Annotated in this window: 14 protein-coding genes and 1 other RNA gene; 5 read left to right on the top strand and 10 right to left on the bottom strand. The window is 64.5% G+C overall.

The features are described 5' to 3' along the window. Positions 1-7 precede the first annotated feature (7 nt). From AC1PQG_RS15900 to AC1PQG_RS15885, 4 genes are read left to right on the top strand one after another with little or no spacing between them, the layout of a single operon-like run. Complete coding sequence (locus AC1PQG_RS15900; protein WP_481118788.1) at positions 8-475, top strand: prepilin-type N-terminal cleavage/methylation domain-containing protein; 468 nt, start codon at positions 8-10, stop codon at positions 473-475. Positions 476-480: 5 nt separating this feature from the next. Beyond that, positions 481-855: a type II secretion system protein gene (locus AC1PQG_RS15895; RefSeq protein ID WP_481118787.1), complete on the top strand. Its 375-nt coding sequence runs from the start codon at positions 481-483 to the stop codon at positions 853-855. Beyond that, positions 852-1,361 (top strand): type II secretion system protein, encoded by a 510-nt coding sequence (locus AC1PQG_RS15890; protein WP_481118786.1) that lies wholly within the window; start codon positions 852-854, stop codon positions 1,359-1,361. Before AC1PQG_RS15895 ends, AC1PQG_RS15890 begins: the two co-directional genes overlap by 4 nt. Positions 1,362-1,371: 10 nt before the next feature. Then, positions 1,372-2,088 (top strand): LuxR C-terminal-related transcriptional regulator, encoded by a 717-nt coding sequence (locus AC1PQG_RS15885; protein WP_481118785.1) that lies wholly within the window; start codon positions 1,372-1,374, stop codon positions 2,086-2,088. 20 nt (positions 2,089-2,108) lie between these two features. On the opposite strand, the gene AC1PQG_RS15880 is transcribed toward AC1PQG_RS15885, so the two are convergent. The 10 genes from AC1PQG_RS15880 to AC1PQG_RS15835 all read right to left on the bottom strand — a co-directional run bounded on the left by AC1PQG_RS15880 (position 2,109) and on the right by AC1PQG_RS15835 (position 15,148). Beyond that, positions 2,109-3,293 carry a DUF3322 domain-containing protein gene (locus AC1PQG_RS15880; protein WP_481118784.1) on the bottom strand — a complete coding sequence of 395 codons (1,185 nt, stop codon included), beginning with the start codon at positions 3,291-3,293 and terminating at the stop codon, positions 2,109-2,111. Further along, positions 3,290-6,667, bottom strand: a complete 3,378-nt coding sequence (locus tag AC1PQG_RS15875; RefSeq protein WP_481118783.1) for an ATP-binding protein — start codon at positions 6,665-6,667, stop codon at positions 3,290-3,292. The genes AC1PQG_RS15880 and AC1PQG_RS15875 overlap by 4 nt, the downstream gene beginning before the upstream one ends. Continuing rightward, positions 6,660-7,352, bottom strand: a complete 693-nt coding sequence (locus tag AC1PQG_RS15870; RefSeq protein WP_481118782.1) for a DUF4194 domain-containing protein — start codon at positions 7,350-7,352, stop codon at positions 6,660-6,662. Before AC1PQG_RS15870 ends, AC1PQG_RS15875 begins: the two co-directional genes overlap by 8 nt. Before the next feature lie 22 nt (positions 7,353-7,374). After that, positions 7,375-8,847 carry a DUF3375 domain-containing protein gene (locus AC1PQG_RS15865; protein ID WP_481118781.1) on the bottom strand — a complete coding sequence of 491 codons (1,473 nt, stop codon included), beginning with the start codon at positions 8,845-8,847 and terminating at the stop codon, positions 7,375-7,377. A gap of 30 nt (positions 8,848-8,877) precedes the next feature. Continuing rightward, positions 8,878-10,629, bottom strand: coding sequence for an SWIM zinc finger family protein (locus AC1PQG_RS15860; protein WP_481118780.1), 1,752 nt, complete (start codon positions 10,627-10,629; stop codon positions 8,878-8,880). Positions 10,630-11,102: 473 nt separating this feature from the next. Further along, positions 11,103-11,466: a transfer-messenger RNA gene (gene ssrA / locus AC1PQG_RS15855) on the bottom strand. 60 nt (positions 11,467-11,526) lie between these two features. Then, positions 11,527-12,183 (bottom strand): HAD-IA family hydrolase, encoded by a 657-nt coding sequence (locus AC1PQG_RS15850; RefSeq protein WP_481118779.1) that lies wholly within the window; start codon positions 12,181-12,183, stop codon positions 11,527-11,529. Continuing rightward, positions 12,176-12,883 carry a bifunctional 2-polyprenyl-6-hydroxyphenol methylase/3-demethylubiquinol 3-O-methyltransferase UbiG gene (gene ubiG / locus AC1PQG_RS15845; protein ID WP_481118778.1) on the bottom strand — a complete coding sequence of 236 codons (708 nt, stop codon included), beginning with the start codon at positions 12,881-12,883 and terminating at the stop codon, positions 12,176-12,178. The genes AC1PQG_RS15850 and ubiG overlap by 8 nt, the downstream gene beginning before the upstream one ends. Positions 12,884-13,000: 117 nt before the next feature. Then, on the bottom strand, positions 13,001-13,735 hold the full coding sequence (locus tag AC1PQG_RS15840) for an OmpA family protein (RefSeq protein WP_481118777.1): 735 nt from the start codon (positions 13,733-13,735) through the stop codon (positions 13,001-13,003). 93 nt (positions 13,736-13,828) lie between these two features. Then, complete coding sequence (locus tag AC1PQG_RS15835; RefSeq protein ID WP_481118776.1) at positions 13,829-15,148, bottom strand: TRZ/ATZ family hydrolase; 1,320 nt, start codon at positions 15,146-15,148, stop codon at positions 13,829-13,831. Between the two features lie 205 nt (positions 15,149-15,353). Here AC1PQG_RS15835 and gyrA point away from each other — a divergent pair, with 205 nt between their 5' ends. Then, positions 15,354-17,945, top strand: a complete 2,592-nt coding sequence (gene gyrA / locus AC1PQG_RS15830; protein WP_481118775.1) for a DNA gyrase subunit A — start codon at positions 15,354-15,356, stop codon at positions 17,943-17,945. Positions 17,946-17,954 lie beyond the last annotated feature (9 nt).

Here is a 17,954-nt window from a genome sequence, read left to right as displayed (position 1 = left end):
TATATTTATGAGCAGCCGCGGCTTCACGCTGATCGAGATGGTCGTCACCGTGGCGGTGGTGGCGGTGCTGGCCGCCATCGCGGTGCCGGTCGCCCAGCTTACCGCCCAGCGTGCCAAGGAAAGCGAACTGCGCCTGGCCCTGCGCCAGCTCCGCGAAGGCATCGACACCTACAAGCGTTACAGCGACGAAGGGCGCATCGCCCGCGCCGCCGACGGCAGCGGCTACCCCGGGACGCTGGAGGATCTGGTGCGCGGCATGCCCGACGCCCGCGCCCCCGGCCAGGCGCGCATCTACATCCTGCGGCGGATCCCGCGGGACCCTTTCGACGCCAGCGGCCAGGATGCCGCGGCCGGCTGGGGCCTGCGCAGCTATGCCAGCCCGCCCGACGCGCCGCGGGAAGGGCGCGATGTGTACGACGTCTATTCCCGCGCACCGGGCAGCGGGCTCGACGGCGTGCCCTACCGGGAATGGTGACGGACATGCGGAACCGTGGCCGCCGTGGATTCACGTTGATCGAGTTGCTGGTGGTGATGGCCATTGTCGCGCTGCTCATCTCGATCGCCGCGCCGCGCTACTTCGTCCACCTGGATCGGGCGCGGGAGGCGGCTCTGGCCGAGACGCTGGCGGTCACCCGCGACGCCATCGACAAGTTCCGCGGCGACACGGGGCGCTACCCGCAGGATCTGGACGAGCTGGTGGACCGTCGTTACCTGCGCGCTGCGCCGATGGACCCGCTGACCGACCGCCGCGATGGCTGGCTGCTGGTGGCTCCGCCCGGTGGCGCCGGCGTGTGGGACCTGCACAGCAGCGCTCCCGGAACGGCCCGCGACGGTCGCCCGTTCGGCGAGCTATGAGCACACGGGCACGCCAGCGCGGCGTCACTTACCTCCTGATGCTCTTTGCGGTGGCGGCCCTGGGCTTGGGCCTGGCCCGCTTCGGCAGCCTGTGGTCGATCGGCGCCCAGCGGGCGCGGGAGGTCGAGCTGTTGTTCATCGGCGGCGAGTTTGCCCGCGCGTTGGCCAGCTACCAAGCCGCCCAGCCCGATGCGCCGGCGGTCGGTCCGGCGACGCTGGACGATCTGCTCCTCGACCCGCGCGTGCCCTTCGTGCGGCGCCATCTGCGCCGGTTGTACCGCGATCCGATGACTGGCGCGGCGGATTGGATCGTAGAGCGTCAGGAAGGACGGATCGTCGGGCTGCGCAGCCGCTCCGAGCGCGAGGCGCTGCGCAGCGACGGTCTGCCGGAGTGGGTCAGTGTCGGTGCCACGCTAGCCGGTGGCGCGCGCTACCGCGACTGGCTGTTCCGCCCCACGGACACGACGATCCCGCGACGTCCGCCACCGCAGGCCGCAGGGCGATGAGGGCGCGGCGATGATGCTCCTCACCGACCGCGACCGGGAACGCCTCCCGCTGGTGCTCGACGAGGCCATCCGCATCCGGCGCAGCCACCAGTTCTATCTGTGGGCGCAGGGTGGGTTGCAGAGCTTCCTGCCCCACGAAACCCTGATCTGCCTGAGCCGCTGGCCGGGCGGTGGGCGTGCCGAGGTGTTTTCCCGTCTGCCCTTGCCGGCGGGCGCGGAGGAGGGCGTGCGGGAGGGCTGTGAGGCCCTGTGCCAGGCGCTGTCCCTGCACTGGCATGCCGAGGATCGGCAGCCCTGCAGCATCGCCCCCGCGGCCGACTGCCTGCTCTTGAAGATGCTGGGGCCGCTGGCGGACGGCGCCGGGCTGCTCCACGCCTGCGACCAGGCCGTGGAGAGCAGGGCGAGCATCTTTGTGTTCCTGGGGCTTCCGGGCGCGGCGGGTGAACGGGAATCCTATTTTGCCCGGCTGCTGCTGCCCTATCTCACCAACGCCCTCGCCAACCTACCGCCATCCACCCCGTCGAGATCCATCGAGTCCGACTTGTCCCCACGTCAGCGCCAGGTGCTGGCCGGCATCCGCAGCGGCTTGTCCAACCGGGAAATTGCAGCGGAGCTGGGTTTGAGCCCACAGACCGTCAAGAACCATGTTCAGCAGCTGCTCGACAAACTGAAGGTGTCGAATCGCACCGAGGCTGCGCTGTGCTCGGTCATTACCAGGCCGGAATGAAGTGCAGACGGGCTGGCGCGCTACGTTGAGGTTATGTGCGTGAGTTTGTCGCTGAGCCACCGGTAGCTGACGTGCTCCTGTTCCAGGCGCAGTCCGGGTTGGAGATGATCGAAGCGGAGCGCGTCGTAGAGTGTGGCCTCCTCAGCCGTGAGGCGTGGAAGCTCGCGCTGCGTGGGGGCGGGTTCCTTGCCCCAGTGCGGGCGGTGGGCCAGCAGGGTCTCGCGGTTCATCAGGAACGAGGCCGCATGGGGAAGGTATTGGCGCAACTGATCGAGGATGGCGAAGCCGTGGGTGTCGACGTCACCCCAGTAGTACACGTTGCAGTCCTGCAGCCAGGTGGCGGGAGCTAGCGCGTCCCAGCCATAACCGGCACCGAAGACGACGATCGCCTTCGCCGCGGGTGGGAAGGCCAGAAAGTTGGTCTCGTTCTCGGTGATGAATACCCGCGCGACGGGGAGGGCGAGGCGGGCGAAGCTCGCCGCGTCCAGCGTGATGTCGGGCAAGCCATTGCAACCGGGCAGGCTCGGCAGGGCGGGGTCGAGCAGCCGGAAGCGCAGGCGCAGAGGCTTGTCCAGAAAGCCGTAACGGCGGGCGAATTGTGCCACGCCGCTTGCCGTGGCATCGATGGCCTCCGGCGGCAGCGCCAGATCCAGCCATTCGGTCAGTATCCCCCGGTGGGCTTCGATGAACTTGCTGTCCACCCCGGGGGCGTCCACCTGGCGCAGATACACACCCGGGCGAGGGTGGGCTTGCAGCCATGCGACGACGGTAAGCAGGCGCTCCCAGTCGTCAGCCAGTTCCAGCACCTGCAGCGGGCGCTTGATCAGCCATGGGAGCAGCGTCGGCTGCGCGACGGCGGTTTGCTGCCAGAGTGCCAGGTAATGCTGTGCTGCGCGGGCCTGACCGATGAAGGCCAGTGCATCCGGCGATGAGTTGACCCACACGGCGGTCGGTAGCCGCTGTCTGCCTTGCACGCGGTGCGTCCATTCGCGCCATTCGATGCGTACGTGGGGCGTGTCGGCCACTGCGCGCGCCCACTCGCGTACGGCTTCGAAGCGCTCCGTCAGGTCGGATGCCACGGGGGTTTTCAGGCTCAGGCGCCGCGGCCATTCGATGGCGCCGGATACCGATGCGCGCAACAGCTCGCCACGATCCCACAAGCGCTGGACCTGGGCGCGCAGGTCCGTGGAGGTGGTCCAGTTCATCGTGCGACCTGAACCATGCCGGCTTTCTGCGCCCGGTATTCCTCGATGCTCAGGCAGCGCAGTCGTGAATCTTGCCCACCCTCATTGTGTACAAAGCCCACGCTGGCCACGAAGGGCTCGATGATGTGGATCTTCTGCAGCGGCGTCACGATCAGCAACTGCAGGTTGAGCTGCTGGAACAGGCGCAGTCCGTACTGCGCCGATTCGTCCGATCCGCGCCCGAAGGCTTCGTCGATGACCACGAAACGGAACGAGCGGGAGCGCACCGCCCCCCATTCCAGGCCGAACTGGTAGGCCAGGCTGGCGGCGAGCACCGTGTAGGCCAGTTTTTCCTTCTGGCCACCCGACTTGCCGCCGGAGTCGGAGTAGTGCTCGTGCTCGGCGCCATCGATTCGCCAACGCTCGCTGGCCGAGAACAGGAACCAGTTGCGCACATCGGTGACTTTCGCCGTCCACCGCCGGTCCGCCTCCGACAGGCCTTCGCGGCCCCGGAAGCGGTCGATGATGGCCTTGACCTGCAGGAATTTGGCTTCGGAGTACTGTTCATCCGCTGAGCCTGTCAATGTGTCCTCGGTGCAGGCGCGAAGGTCTTGCTGGAGGTCGCGGATCTCCGCATCCGGGCTGGGCTGGGCCACCAGCTTGATGAAGCGTCCGGGGTTGTAATCGATGCCCTGCAGGGACTGGTTGATGCGGCCGACGCGCTCGGCGATCGTCTCCCGCTCACGGGCGAGCTGGCCGTTGAAGTTGGCGATCTCGCGGATGGTGTTCTCGTTGAGCAGCTCCTTGAAGCGAGCCTCGAAGCGGGGCAGGTCGTCACGCTGCAGGCCGTCGAGCAGGCGGGCGTATTCGGCCGTCGCCGCCAGGCTCGCGTCCATGTCGACGGTCTCGGCCTTGAATTCTTCCTTGAAGCCGCGCATGGCATTGACGATGCGTTCCGTCAGGCGGGAGAGGCGTTTGTCCTCCGCATCGATACGATCCTGCAGCCACTTGCGCAGCTCCTGCTCGCGGTTGTCGCAGGACTCGACCGAGAGCTGGTGCTCGCCCAGAGCCTCGGTGCGCCAGTTGTTCAGGCGCGCGAGCTGGGCATCGACGAGCGGTGCCGCTTCGCACACGGTCCTGGCCTGTTCCCGCAGATCCTGGGCCGCTTCGCGCTTGCTCCTGTTTTCGCCGCGCTTGCCCAGCACGTCGCTCAGCCTGGTTTCGGTCTCGGCCAGCCGGTCGCGTGCGGTCTGCAATTGCCGGCCGAGTTCCTGCAGGGTATCGGATGCGGACTCCAGGCGTCTGAGCTCCCCGGTGAGCAAAGCGATCTCGCGTGCCAGGCTCTGCCAGTCGATGTCCGCATAGCGTGTGAACTCCTCCAGTCTTGCCAGCGCTTCCAGCCGGCCCTCCAATTGCTTGCGTGACTGCTGGATTTCGGCGATGCGCTGGCCCACCGTGACCAGCAGTGCCTCCAGACGATCGCGCTGGTCCCGTAAGGCGCGCAGCTTGTCTGCATTGCTCCAGCCGAGTACGTAGCGGCTGCGGTCGTCGATGCGGCTGCGGTCATCCTTCTCGTGACGCCCGCTCGGGTCCTTGATCTGGCCGCTGCGTGTAATGGCGCGGGGCTCGCGACGGAATTGTTCGGCGCTGTTGCAACAGACTACGTCGAAGCGGTTGCGAAGCTCCTGCTCCAGCCATTCGTAATGCGGCGAGTCCGGCTTGATGGCGAGCTTGCGCACGAGCGACTGCGGATGCAGGCTGGCTGTTTGCGTGCTTTTCTTCGCTCGGACATGGAAGTAGACCAGGCGTGCGCCGAGATGCTGGCGGTCCACCCATTCGGCGACGTCCTTGTAGTGTGTTTCGGGTACCAACAGTGCAAGGCCAAAGCCACGTAGCAGGCGTTCGGCCGCGCCTTGCCAGTCGCGTTCGTCTTCGCGCACCTGAATGAGTTCGCCGGCGAAGGGGAGGTCGTCCTCGGGGATGGTGAGTGCTGCGCAGAGCGCTTCGCGGATGCGGATCTGAGCGGCCTCGATATTGCTCTTGCGGCGCTTCAGACTATCGATTTCATCGCTCAGTGCTGCGTGTTCTTCCCGGCCTTTGCGGAAGGCGAAGTCTTCCTCACGCTCGCGGTTGATGAGGTCGGCGATACGCTCGCGCAGGGATTCGGCACGGGCGCCGATGGAATGCCGTTGAGTCAGAAAGGCGGCTTCGTCGGCGGGCGGCACCTCTTCGACAAGAGCCAGCAAGGCGGTGTGGCGTCCAGCTTTCTGCTGGCGTCCCGCTTGCTCTGTTTCCTTGCGTCGGATCTCGCTGGCAAGCTGCTCCAGGCGGTCGCCGCCGTTGTCGCGCAAGGCATGTTCCAGGTTGCTTACCGAGGCGCGCTCACTGTCGCGCTGAGCGCCCAGGTGTTCGATCTGGGCGTCGAGCCGCGCGGCATCCTCCTCCAGCAGCGCGAGGCGGCGGTCCAGCAATTGGCCTTTGAGCCCGGCGAAGTATGGCCGCAGTGCATCACGCCCTTCGCGAAAGCCCTGAATCTCCGCCGCCAGAGTGGCGTGACGTTGGCCGTCGGCGATCAGCGGTGTGAGCAGCTCGACCTGCCGTTTGGCTCTGAGGACGGCCTGGTGGGCCCGGTCCAGGTCGTCGAAATGACGGATCAGCGCATCGATGCGGCTGACCACATCGAAAGGTTCCAGCATGTGGCTGCGCACGAAATCGGTGAGGTTGCCGACCGATTTCATCGACACCGTCTGGTGGAACAGCTCCAGTGCTTGTTCGTGCTCGATGCCGAAGCGTCGGCGGAACCAGGCGGAGTAGGGCGGAAAACTGTCGAACAGCTCGCTGCCCGCGTTGCGCAGCTTCTTGCGCAGGGACGCAATGTCGCTGCCGAAACCGGCAAAGTCTTCGGTTATCGTCATGGCACGTTCCGCTGCGACGAACAGCCGTGCCGGCTGGCCCTGGGGGTCCTTCAGCCAGAATACCTGCGCCAGGGTGACCGCCTGGTCGTAGCCCTCGTTGCGGAACACGCCGAGAATCACCGAGTAGCTCGATGCGTCGCGCAGCGCCACAGCCCGTGCACTGCCGGTCACTTCGTTGCGTTCGCTCTTGTAGTGGCCGAGCACGTATGAACGCAAGGTCCGCTCGCGCGCATCCGCGCCGGCGGCCTTGTTGTAGGCGACGCGATGGGCCGGGACCAGCAGGGTCGTGATAGCGTCCACCAGCGTGGACTTGCCGGACCCGATGTCGCCGGTGAGCAGTCCGTTGCGGCCGTCGAGCTCGTAGCGCCAGACCCGTTTGTCGAAAGTGCCCCAGTTGAGCACCTCCAGTTTTTGCAGGCGGAAGCCCACGCGGCTGTCGTCGGCCACAAAATCCAGGCCGAGAGTCGGTGCTTCAAGCATCTTTGGCCTCCGGGCCGGCGTCTCCACCGGACAATGCCTGGCGGTAGCCCTCCAGTCGCGTGTCGAACTCCGCCAGCCACTGGGCATCGATGAAGGCTTTGAGGATGCGCCGTAGCTCGTAGTGCCCGCGCTCGGGTCCGGTTGGGGGGCTGCTGCCCGCAGAGGGTTTGAGGCGGCGCAGGAAACCCAGCTCGACAACTTTCGAAATCGTGGCGTCGACGTGATCGATGAGACGGGTTTCGTTCGTGCCGTCGGGCAGGAATACCCGTATCAGTTCGGCGATCTCGTCGCGGGTGAGGATCAGGCGGGTGTCGCCGCCACCGGCATCGAACTCCGCCATGCGCTTGCGCAGCAGTGCGAGCATCAGGCTGACCGGGTAGGACAGCGGCCGGCGGGCGACGAGCCGTGGCAGGCGGGGGGCTGCTTCGGATTCGTCCGGGTCCGGGCGACTCTTGAGGAAGGCGTAGCCTTCCGCCTCGTCCATCAGCAGGTCGAGCAGCAGGATTGCCGCGTGCTCCCTCACCCGGGCCTGCAGGCGCAGCAGGCTTGCCCACTGCTGCTCGTCGTCGTCACGGTAGAGTACGCCCTTGAGCAGTTGAACCATCAGCAGGGACAGTTCGGGTACCGCCAGCGGGGCGCTGGGCGGGTATTCATCGAGGGGGGTGTCGAGTACGGTGTCGTCCATCGTCTTCCTGTTACTGCGATGTTCAGCGCGTGAAGATCACTCGGGGCAGGCATGCTTCACGCGTGACGGGCTCGCCTTGTGCATCGTTGGCCCGCCAGCGGATCGGTTCTTCCACGGTTTCGTCCACGACCGCATGCAGGCTGCCCAAGGCGTCGCTACCGGCCTCGGCGTGGGCCAGTTCCAGATAGGCCACCAGTTCGGCCAGGCCGTGCTGCAAGGGTTCGGCCTCCAACAGGTCGTGCAGGGTGATCTGCCGCGCGTGGCGTAGTGCGCGCTGTATCGCCGCACGCAGACGCGCCTTGTCCACAATGATCTGCCCGAACAGGCGTGCGGTGTCGATGTCGTCCTCTCCCGTGTCGAGCGTGAGCCCGGCGAGGCGTGGCTTGGCCTTGGGGGCGAACAGCGGCCGCTCCAGCGGCAGCTCGATGTCCGCGCCCATGGCATCGATGGTCATCGGGCTTTCGGTGGGTGGGGATTCACGGAGTGCCAGGGCCTTGCTCTCGATGCCGTGCAGGAGGTCGAGGATGCGGCGGTTTTCGAGGAAGGTGCGGTCGTCCAGGAAGCGGCGCAGTTGCTGTGATAGTTGAGCGACGGTGCGCTGCGTGTGTTCGCCGGCTTCCAGCCAGTCGTAATGGACGCGACGGGTGCGTGGTTCGGGCTGGAGCGCGGCCACTGCCGGCAAGGCCAGAACCTGGTCGAGCCGTGCGGAGAGTTCCTCCTGCCGGCGGCTGGACATGAGGAAATCCCAGAAGGCGCGGAAGCTGCGGCCCTGGTCCGAGTCGCCAATGGCATCACGCTCGCCCATGATCTCATCGAGCAGCGCGCCCTTGGCGCCTTCCCACAGGGCGATCTTCTCGCGCACCTTGCGGTCGAGTCGGCGGAAGTTGTGCTCCACTTCACGGAAGTCGGCCAGGAGCTCGCGGGCCAGTTGCTGGAACTGCTGGAAGCGGTCCTTGACGGCCGTGTCGTCCAGAAGCGGCACATCACCTGCCAGTATGCGGGCGATTTCAGCATCTATGTCGTCGCGTTTCTGGCGTAGGTCTTCGATCCGCCTGGCAGGGTCGGCTTCTGTTCCGGCGCTGATCTGTTCCAGGAGCGAGAACAGCGTCAGCAGTCGCGACTCGGTGCCGACGAAGGGTCTTTCCGTCAGTGACACGAGCCACGCGATGGCCTTCTCGGTGGCAGGCGTCAGATCGAACTGGGCCTCATCCGTGTCCGGCTTGTAGAACTTGCGCAGCCAGCCCTTGTCGGGGGCGATCCAGTCGTTCAGGTATTCCCGTGCATTCCTGGGGTAAGCATCCGGGCCGAGTTGCTCGCGCAGCGCGAAGAGTTCGTCCTCCAGCGCTTCGGCAAGATCCGCCTCGCTCATCACACGCATATTGGGTGTGACGAACACCCGGTGCAGGAAGCTCGCCACCAGCGCTGCATGGGGCGAAGCGAGCAGACGCCACGCGGGATGACGGTCGCGAAGGGTGCTGAGGGTGGCGTGGTCCATTGCTGTTCAGTCTGTCGGCAGCTCGATGGCCTACTTGAACTCGGCAAGCAGTTTCATGAAATTCCGTTTGGCCTTGTATTGCTGGCGAATGCGTTCGAGTTCTGTGTCGAACACGTCGTGTTGGCCGGCGGCAAGGCGCAGCTTGCGGATGGCCGCCACCACCGCGAAGGCGTCCTCATACTTCGCTCCGCGGCTGCCGTCCTCCACGGCATGGGGCAGCAGGCGGCCGTAGAGGGCGATGGCGTCCTCGGGATGGCTGCCGGCCCGCAGCGCTGCGACCTTGTCCCACAGCTTGATGGCGACTGCTCCGCCCTGGAAGGTGCGCCATACGGCCTCCGCATCCCGTTCGGCCATATGGATTGCCACCAGTTCGCTGCGGGTGGACCGCAGCCAGGCTGGGCTTTGTTTTCCGGTGTGCGCCTCTTCTTTGGCAACCTGTTCCCATAGGTATTGAAGCGCTCGCGCACGCAGGCTATCGCGGCGTCCGATGGTGTCGGCTTCCTGCAACAGGATTGCGTAGGACGCCTGGTCTGAACGCTGCTGGAAGCGGTTCCAGGCGAGCGCTTCGACCTGGTCGAAGGCGCCGCGTCGCCGGTATTCGTGGATGCAGAACGCGACCAGATCCCCGTCGTGCCAGCCCGGGAAGGCCGCCAGCCCTTCCTCTGCCCAGGCCAGTGCGTCGTCGAAGCGGCCATGTTCAGCCAGATAGGTCGCCAGGCGATGGAAGCGGTGGCTGCTGGAGAGGTTGTGGCGCAGCACCTGGACCATCTCGTTGACGTTGCCTGCGGCCCGCGTCAATTCTTCCATGGTGCTCTCGAGGCGGTCGCGTTTCGGGTCGAAATGGGGCGAACGATTGTTCTGCGGGGGGAGCGCGGGCAGTTGCGCCCACCGCATCAGGATCTGCGTACGGTAGCGCGCCAGGCCCACCTCACCCAGCGCATGCTCGTAGTCCGGCAGAATGGTCGAGAAGGTCTCCCATTGGCTTTCCATCTGGTAACGCACGAGACGCTCGGCCAGGGCCGCAGCATCGGGCCGGAGCCGCTCGCAGGCCCGCAGATGGACCTGCTGGAAGCGTTCAAGGCTGCCATAGACCCGTCCTTCGCCATCGTCCATGTCCCCCAGCCCGTTCTGGATCTGGCCGATGGCTTCCTCGATGAGTTCCACCAGTCTTGCATCGCCGTCGGCGATCCGGTTTTCCAGCAGCCCTGCCAGATCGTGAAGGCGGTTGGCGTAGGCTTCCGTCTCGTCGTAGTCGAGGAAGCCGCTGATCCGGGTGGCCTGGTGGATTGCGGATCGCAGGCCGGGCAGATCGTGGGCGGCCTCGGCCGCGGCGGCAAAGAGCAGCCGATCCCGCAGGTCATGGTCCTGTTCCGCGGCTTGCAGGAGCCACTGCCGCAGTTCGTCGGGAGACAGTCCACCCACGTAATCGTGGAGCCGGATGTGCTTCGAGCGGCGGGGCTTCGATTGCGGGGAGGATTCCCCTGGCTCTGCGCGGTCTTGCGCGGCCATCCAGGCCAGGCCGACCGCGACTGCATGTTTGCAGAAGATGCCGTCCTCGCCGACCGGGCAGTCGCACTCGAATTCCAGTTCTCCATCCACCCCGGCCAAGAGCACGACTTCGTAGCGTTGGGTCCCGAGAACGTCGGCAGAGACGGTGCTCTCGTCGGACTCCAGCGTCTGTACGGCGCCACGGTTGAAGTAGTCCCGCCCGCGCATGAAGGTCTTGTCGCCGGCGTACAGCTGCAAATTGTCGAGGGTAAGGGCGTCGCAGAGGAGCGTCATGCTGTTCGCGGTCTGGGCAGGGGGCGACAGATTCTACTGCGCTTGCCGACCCTGCGCGGCCATGAAAATGAGATGGCGCGGCAGTCCTGGCTGCGATGTCTTCTGAGTGGCCAATGTCCTTCCGGCTTGAACATCCGTAACCGGGACTTGAACTTGCGGGCCTCCGATCCGAGCGCTCGCCCCCCGGACTTGAACTCACTCCGCTCGGACTTAAACCATCGATGCCGCGACTTGAACGGGTTCAAACCAGAGTTAAACCGGTTCAAGTCCACGCTGAACCCGGTCAGCTCAAACTTGAACCCACGCACCTCGGAGCTTCAAAAGTTCACCTTGAGGGGGAAGCAGTTCAACCGGGAGGTGAACTCGCAATCCAACTGCCTGACGAGTAGACCAACCGGCCCCAAACAGCCCAAAAAAAAGGCCTACAAATCCGCTGATTGGATATGTAAGCCTTTGTTTTTAAAGCAATTTCTTGGTGGAGCCGGGGGGAATCGAACCCCCGTCCGCAAGCCCTCTACAGTCAGTTCTACATACTTAGCCGACTAATTTGAATTTAACCCGGAGTTTAGCCAATCGGCGGGCCGACTACAGGCGAGTCACCTAGAGTTTCGCGCGGGACCAAGTAACCCGATCCGTTGCTAGTTCCTGTAAATGACGCTGCACTGGGTTTGACCCCATCTGATCCAGGAACGAATCAGTACAGCGGCTTAGGCCTTAAGCGGCCAGAGCGAAACGCTCGTCGTTGGCGTTTGTAGTTTTCCAGTTGATTTACGAGGTGACTGGTCCTCGGTATGCACTGATCTGCTTTGCAACCCACGTCGAAGCCAGGTCGGCCCCATGTTCGTTACATGCATTGGTCCCGGCCTGAACCGGGAAGTTCCGCATCCTATCACAAACTCAAGTCGTTCCGAGCAGTTCGAGAATTTCCAGTGGGTGCTGGATGATCACATCCGCCTCCCAGGCCTGGATTGCGGTGCCGTTGCCGAGATAGCCGTAGGCGGCCGCTACGGTCTTCATGCCGGCGGCGCGGCCTGCGGTGATGTCGCGGATGTCGTCGCCGACATAAAGACAGGCGAGTGGGTTGGTGCCGGAGAGCTGGCAGGCGTGCAGTAGCGGATCGGGGTGGGGCTTGGCGCGGGCGGCAGTGTCTCCACCGACGATGCAGCGGCTGCGTTCGGCGAGGCCGAGGGTTTCGATGATGGGGCGGGCGAAGCGCTCGGCCTTGTTTGTGACGACGCCCCAGGGGATGCCGCTGGCGTCCAGCGCATCGAGGAGTTCGGCCATGCCCGCGAAGAGCTGGGTTTCGACGCAGAGGGCGTCGGCGTACAGGTCGAGAAAGCGTTTGGCCATCGGCGGGTAGTCGGCCATGTCGGGCGTCAGGCCGAAGCCGACGCCAAGCAGGCCGCGCACGCCGTTGGAGACCATCGGTCGCAACTGCTCGAAGGCCGTTCCGGGAAGCCCGTGTTCGGCCTGGAGGCGATGCAGCGTGCCGATGAGGTCCGGCGCCGTGTCGGCGAGGGTGCCGTCCAGGTCGAAAAAGACGGCTTCAGCCACGCTTGGAGGTCTGCATCAGGTAGTTGACGTCAGTGTTGGGACCGAGGGAATAGACCTGACTCAATGGGCTGTAATGCATCCCGGTCAGATCTTCCAAGTCCAGCCCGGCTTCGCGCACGTAGCGGGCGAGTTCGGAAGGTTTGATGAACTTGGCGTACTCGTGGGTGCCCTTGGGCAGCAGTTTGAGGATGTACTCCGCACCGACAACCGCCATCAGGTAGGACTTGAGGTTGCGGTTGAGGGTGGAGAAGAACACATGTCCGCCGGGCTTGACCAGGGTGGCGCAGGCCCGGATGGTGCTGGCCGGGTCTGGAACGTGCTCGAGCATTTCCATGCAGGTTACGACGTCGAAGCCTTCTGGATTTTCGCGGGCCATTTCTTCGGCGGAAATGAGCCGGTAATCGACGGTCTGGCCGCTCTCGTAGAGGTGCAGGCGGGCGACGCCGAGGGCTTTTTCCGAGAGATCCACTCCGGTGACCTGGGCGCCGCGGGCCGCCATGGATTCGGCAAGGATACCGCCGCCGCAGCCGATGTCGACGACGCGCTTGCCTGCCAGGCCGGCGGCCGCGTCGATCCAGTCGAGGCGCAGGGGGTTGATCTGGTGGAGGGGCTTGAATTCGGACTCCGGGTCCCACCAGCGGTGGGCGAGGTCACTGAATTTCTGCAGTTCGGCGGGATCGGCGTTCATGGAGTCGGACATCAGCAGTGGTCGGTAATCAGGTTGGGATTGTATGCGAGAGGCCGACCTGGGCTCAAAAACAAAAAGCCCTGCAGTGCAGGGCTTTTTGCGAACTGGCGCGGAACCAGCGATCGGCGATTACTTGGTGCCGATGACTTCGATTTCCACGCGACGGTCCGGCTGCAGGCAGTCGACCAGCTTCTTGTTCTTGCCGGATTCCTTGCCGAGGTTATGGCAGGCGTTGCCGGTAACCGGCTGCTTCTTGCCCTTGCCTTCGGTGTACACGCGGTTGGCTTCGACGCCCTTGCTGACCAGGTAGCTCTTCACAGCGGCAGCGCGCTTTTCGGAGAGCTTCTGGTTGTAGGCGTCGCCACCGATACGGTCGGTGTGGCCAACAGCCAAGATGACTTCCAGCTTGACTTCCTTGGACTTGGCGGCCAGATCGTCGAGCTTGGTCTTGCCGGCGGGCAGCAGGACAGCCTTGTCGAATTCGAAGAGGGCGTCGGCAGCCAGCTTGATCTTTTCAGCAACGGGGGCCGGGGCGGCAACCGGAGCCGGAGCGCTCTTGGCACCAGCAGCGGGGGCAGCAGCGGTCTTCACGCACTTGTCCTGGGGTACGACATCCTTGTCGCACTCGCAGCCCACCGGGAATTCGCCGGCCAGGGTGGTGGAGGCGGCAGCAGGGGTCCAGTAGCCAGTGCGCCAGCAGAGGTCGGCGCCGCTACGGGCAACAACGGAACGGGCGTCGATCACGTAGGGGACTTCGCCTTTCGTATCCACGACGACATCTTTGGCGAAGCTGGCGGAGGCGGACAGGCCGAGAGCGGCCATTGCGGCGGCAATCAGCAGTTGTTTTTTGGCTTGTTTGATCATCGTTTTCCTCGTCGCAAGGCAAAGGGGTAGAACCGGAAGTTACTTGCTCGCTGCAATCGAGTTGCCACAGGGCACTCAGGCAGCATATCCAATTCATTGGCGGAACTTATTTTGCCATAGCCGGACGGCGCTCAATAGCTCTGTGTTGGTTATTTGCAACAGTTTTCCGCTGGTCACACGCCGTTCGCCAGCAACCCATACATCCGATACGGCGCGCCGCCCGAGTACGTAGATCAGGTGCGAGATGGGGTCGAAGCAGGGAAGGTCGTCCACGTCGTCTACCCTCAGGGCGCATAAGTCGGCGGCTTTGCCGGGAAGAAGGGAGCCAATGGTCGACTCCAGCCCAAGTGCTTGGGCTCCACATAGCGTTGCCATGCGCAGGGCCTGGTGGGCGGGGAGGGTGGTGGCGTCGCCGCTGCTCAGCTTGGCGAGCAGGCTGGCCTGATGCATTTCTCGGAAAAGATCGAGCCGGTTGTTGCTGGCGGCGCCATCGCTACCCAATCCGACCGTGATGTGTCTATTCAGCAGGGCGGAGATTGGAGCCGCACCGCTGGCCAGTTTCATGTTGGACGTCGGGCAGTGGGCGACGGAGCAGTTGTGCAGGATCAAGCGTTCGACGTCTTCGTTGTCGAGGTGAACGGCGTGCACGCCAATCAGGTTGGGGCCCAGCAGCCCGAGGTCGTCAAGGCGGGCGAGGGGACGTCGCCCGTGGTCGCGCAGGCTGTCGGAGATCTCCGCGGCGGTTTCGTGGACATGAATGTGAATCGGAAGGTCGAGTTCGTCCGCCAGTGCGCCCACCCGTTCGAATGTGCGGTTGGATACGGTGTAAGGGGCGTGGGGGGCCAAGGTAAAGTGTATGCGGGGATGGTTTCGCCACTGGTCGTGGGCGGCGAGCCCCTTGTGCAGATAATCATCTGCGTCTGCTGCGTATTGTGACGGGAACTCCAGGACGGTGATGCCCAGCACGGCACGCATGCCAAGACGGTCAAATGCTTCGGCGGCCGCCTCGGGAAAGAAGTACATGTCGTTGCAGGTGGTGATGCCGCCACGCAGCATCTCCGCCCCAGCCAGCAGGCTGCCATCTCTTACGAAGGCGGGGGAGACGTGACGTGCTTCGGCGGGCCAGATGGCTTCCTGCAACCAGCGCATCAGCGGAAGGTCGTCGGCCAGGCCGCGCATCAGCGTCATGGCGGCGTGACAGTGCAGATTGACGAGGCCCGGGATCAGGATGTGCTCGGGTAGCTGAACGTATTCTCGCGCCAAGAATTTTGCTCGGGCCTCGTTGGTTGGCAGTATTTCAACAATCCTGCCGTCGCGGATGGCGACGGTGTGGCGGTCCAGCGTGGTGTCGTCGGGCTCGACCGGGATGACCCAGCGCGCTTCGATGAGCAGGTCGACCTCGATGGGCGTCATGGCTGTTCTCGTTGTATGTGTTGGGCGAAGGAGTGTCCCGCATTGCGTCTGGTCGGGGCTGATCGATTAGAGCATATGCGCTGCGGCTGTCACAATTGGCCGAGACTGCCGCTTAGCGGGCAGTTCCGGCCGGAATCGACCCCCTGCGGCGTGCTAAACTCGCGTCTTTTCGTCTTTTCGACGGACTGTCGATTCCCGCGGTGCCATGATCCCGTTCGCCAAAGAAACTCTCCCCATCAGCCTCGAAGACGAGATGCGTCACGCCTACCTGGATTACGCGATGAGCGTGATCGTAGGGCGGGCCCTGCCGGATGTGCGTGACGGCCTCAAGCCCGTGCATCGGCGCGTACTGTTCGCGATGCACGAACTGGGTAACGACTGGAACAAGGCTTACAAGAAGTCTGCCCGTATCGTCGGTGACGTGATCGGTAAGTATCACCCCCACGGCGACCAGTCCGTCTATGACACCATCGTCCGCATGGCTCAGGATTTCTCCCTGCGCTACATGCTGGTGGATGGCCAGGGCAACTTCGGTTCGGTGGATGGCGACAGCGCGGCGGCCATGCGTTACACCGAAATCCGCATGGCCAAGATCGGCCACGAGCTGCTGGCCGACATCGACAAGGAAACGGTCGACTTCGGGCCGAACTACGACGGCTCGGAGAAGGAGCCGCTGGTGCTGCCGGCGCGCATCCCGAACCTGCTGATCAACGGTTCCGGCGGTATTGCCGTCGGTATGGCGACCAACATTCCGCCGCACAACCTCAGCGAAGTCGTCGATGCCTGTCTGCGCCTGCTGCAGGAGCCGGACGTGTCGATCGAGGAGCTGATCAAGATCGTACCGGCGCCGGACTTCCCGACCGCGGGCCTGATCTACGGCCTGTCCGGCGTGCATGAAGGCTATCGCACCGGCCGTGGTCGCGTGGTGATGCGTGCACGCACCCACTTCGAAGACATCGGCAAGGGCGATCGCCAGGCGATCATCGTCGACGAGATTCCTTACCAGGTTAACAAGAAGACCCTGCTCGAGAAGATCGCCGAGCTGGTGAACGAGAAGAGGATCGAGGGCATCAGCGAGATCCGCGACGAGTCGGACAAGTCCGGCATGCGCGTGGTCATCGAGCTGAAGCGCAACGAAGTGCCTGACGTGGTGCTGAACAACCTGTTCAAGCAGACCCAGTTGCAGGACACCTTCGGCATGAACATGGTGGCGCTGGTGGACGGCAAGCCACGCCTGCTGAACCTGCGCCAGATGGTGGAGTGCTTCCTGGCGCACCGTCGCGAGGTGGTCACCCGCCGCACGATCTTCGAACTGCGCAAGGCGCGCGAACGTGGTCACATCCTCGAAGGTCTGGCTGTTGCGCTGTCCAACGTGGACGAGATCATCGCGCTGATCAAGGCTGCGCCGACGCCGCCGGAAGCCAAGAAGTCGTTGATGGGGCGCGAGTGGCGCTCGGCGCTGGTGGAGGAAATGCTGGCCCGCGCGACCTCCGACAGTTTCCGTCCCGAGGGCCTCGCGCCGGAGTTCGGTCTGTCCGCCCAGGGCTACCGCCTGTCCGACGCCCAGGCCCAGGCCATCCTCGAGCTGCGCTTGCAGCGCCTGACCGGCCTGGAGCAGGACAAGATCGTTGCCGAGTACAAGGAAGTGATGGCCAACATCGCCGACCTGCTCGACATCCTGGCCCGCCCGGAGCGGATCACCGCAATCATCGGCGACGAGCTGACGCTCATCAAGCAGCAGTTCGGCGACCCGCGGCGTTCCGAGGTGGTGATGAATACCGCCGACATCAACATCGAAGACTTGATCGCCCCGCAGGACATGGTGGTGACCCTGTCCCATACCGGCTACTTCAAGCGTCAGCCGCTCACCGACTACCGGGCCCAGAAGCGTGGCGGTCGTGGCAAGCAGGCGGCGGCGGTGAAGGATGACGATTTCGTCGACCAGCTCTTCGTCGCCAATACCCACGACCACATCCTGTGCTTCTCCAACCGCGGCCGCCTGTACTGGCTCAAGGTGTACGAAGTGCCGGAAGGCACCCGGAACTCCCGCGGCAAGCCGATCGTCAACCTTTTCCCGCTGCTCGACGGCGAGAAGATCACCGCCGTGCTGCCGGTCAAGGAGTTCGACGAAGGGCATTTCATCTTCATGGCCACCGCCGAGGGCACGGTCAAGAAGACGCCGCTCACCGACTTCTCCAACCCGCGCAAGGCCGGCATCATTGCCGTGGGCCTGGACGAGGGCGACTACCTGGTCGGGGTAGCGATCACCGACGGCAAGCATGATGTGATGCTCTTCTCCGATGCCGGCAAGGCGGTGCGCTTCAGCGAGAACGACGTGCGTCCGATGGGCCGCCAGGCCCGCGGTGTGCGCGGCATGACGCTGGAAGACGGCCAGACCGTGATCGCCATGCTGGTGGCCGAGAACGAAGAGCAGAGCGTGCTGACCGCTACCGAGAACGGTTTCGGCAAGCGGACACCGATCGGCGAGTACACCCGCCATGGCCGCGGCACCAAGGGCATGATCGCCATCCAGACCTCCGACCGTAACGGCAAGGTGGTGGCGGCAACCCTGGTGACCGAGAAGGACCAGATCATGCTGATCACCACCGGCGGCGTGCTGGTGCGGACCCGCGTGGCCGAGATCCGCGAGATGGGCCGCGCCACGCAGGGCGTCACGCTGATTTCGGTGGATGAGGGCAGCAAGCTGTCCGGTGTGCAGAAGATTCTTGAAGGCGATGAAGAAGAACAGGACGCGACGGGTGAGGCCGGGGCCGAAGGCGCCGCGCCGGAAGCCTGAGCGAACTGA

The organism is Zoogloea sp. GDB6, from assembly GCF_056724105.1.
Note: the sequence above shows the minus strand (reverse complement) of the source record. Positions and strands in the feature narration are given on the sequence as shown.

Coding starts and splice junctions, on each gene's coding strand:
- ubiG (WP_481118778.1), bottom strand. CDS start 12,883: ATGTCCGACTCCATGAACGCCGATCCCGCCGAACTGCAGAAATTCAGT.
- AC1PQG_RS15900 (WP_481118788.1), top strand. CDS start 8: ATGAGCAGCCGCGGCTTCACGCTGATCGAGATGGTCGTCACCGTGGCG.
- AC1PQG_RS15895 (WP_481118787.1), top strand. CDS start 481: ATGCGGAACCGTGGCCGCCGTGGATTCACGTTGATCGAGTTGCTGGTG.
- gyrA (WP_481118775.1), top strand. CDS start 15,354: ATGATCCCGTTCGCCAAAGAAACTCTCCCCATCAGCCTCGAAGACGAG.
- AC1PQG_RS15865 (WP_481118781.1), bottom strand. CDS start 8,847: ATGGACCACGCCACCCTCAGCACCCTTCGCGACCGTCATCCCGCGTGG.
- AC1PQG_RS15870 (WP_481118782.1), bottom strand. CDS start 7,352: ATGGACGACACCGTACTCGACACCCCCCTCGATGAATACCCGCCCAGC.
- AC1PQG_RS15880 (WP_481118784.1), bottom strand. CDS start 3,293: ATGAACTGGACCACCTCCACGGACCTGCGCGCCCAGGTCCAGCGCTTG.
- AC1PQG_RS15885 (WP_481118785.1), top strand. CDS start 1,372: ATGATGCTCCTCACCGACCGCGACCGGGAACGCCTCCCGCTGGTGCTC.
- AC1PQG_RS15875 (WP_481118783.1), bottom strand. CDS start 6,667: ATGCTTGAAGCACCGACTCTCGGCCTGGATTTTGTGGCCGACGACAGC.
- AC1PQG_RS15835 (WP_481118776.1), bottom strand. CDS start 15,148: ATGACGCCCATCGAGGTCGACCTGCTCATCGAAGCGCGCTGGGTCATC.
- AC1PQG_RS15860 (WP_481118780.1), bottom strand. CDS start 10,629: ATGACGCTCCTCTGCGACGCCCTTACCCTCGACAATTTGCAGCTGTAC.
- AC1PQG_RS15890 (WP_481118786.1), top strand. CDS start 852: ATGAGCACACGGGCACGCCAGCGCGGCGTCACTTACCTCCTGATGCTC.
- AC1PQG_RS15840 (WP_481118777.1), bottom strand. CDS start 13,735: ATGATCAAACAAGCCAAAAAACAACTGCTGATTGCCGCCGCAATGGCC.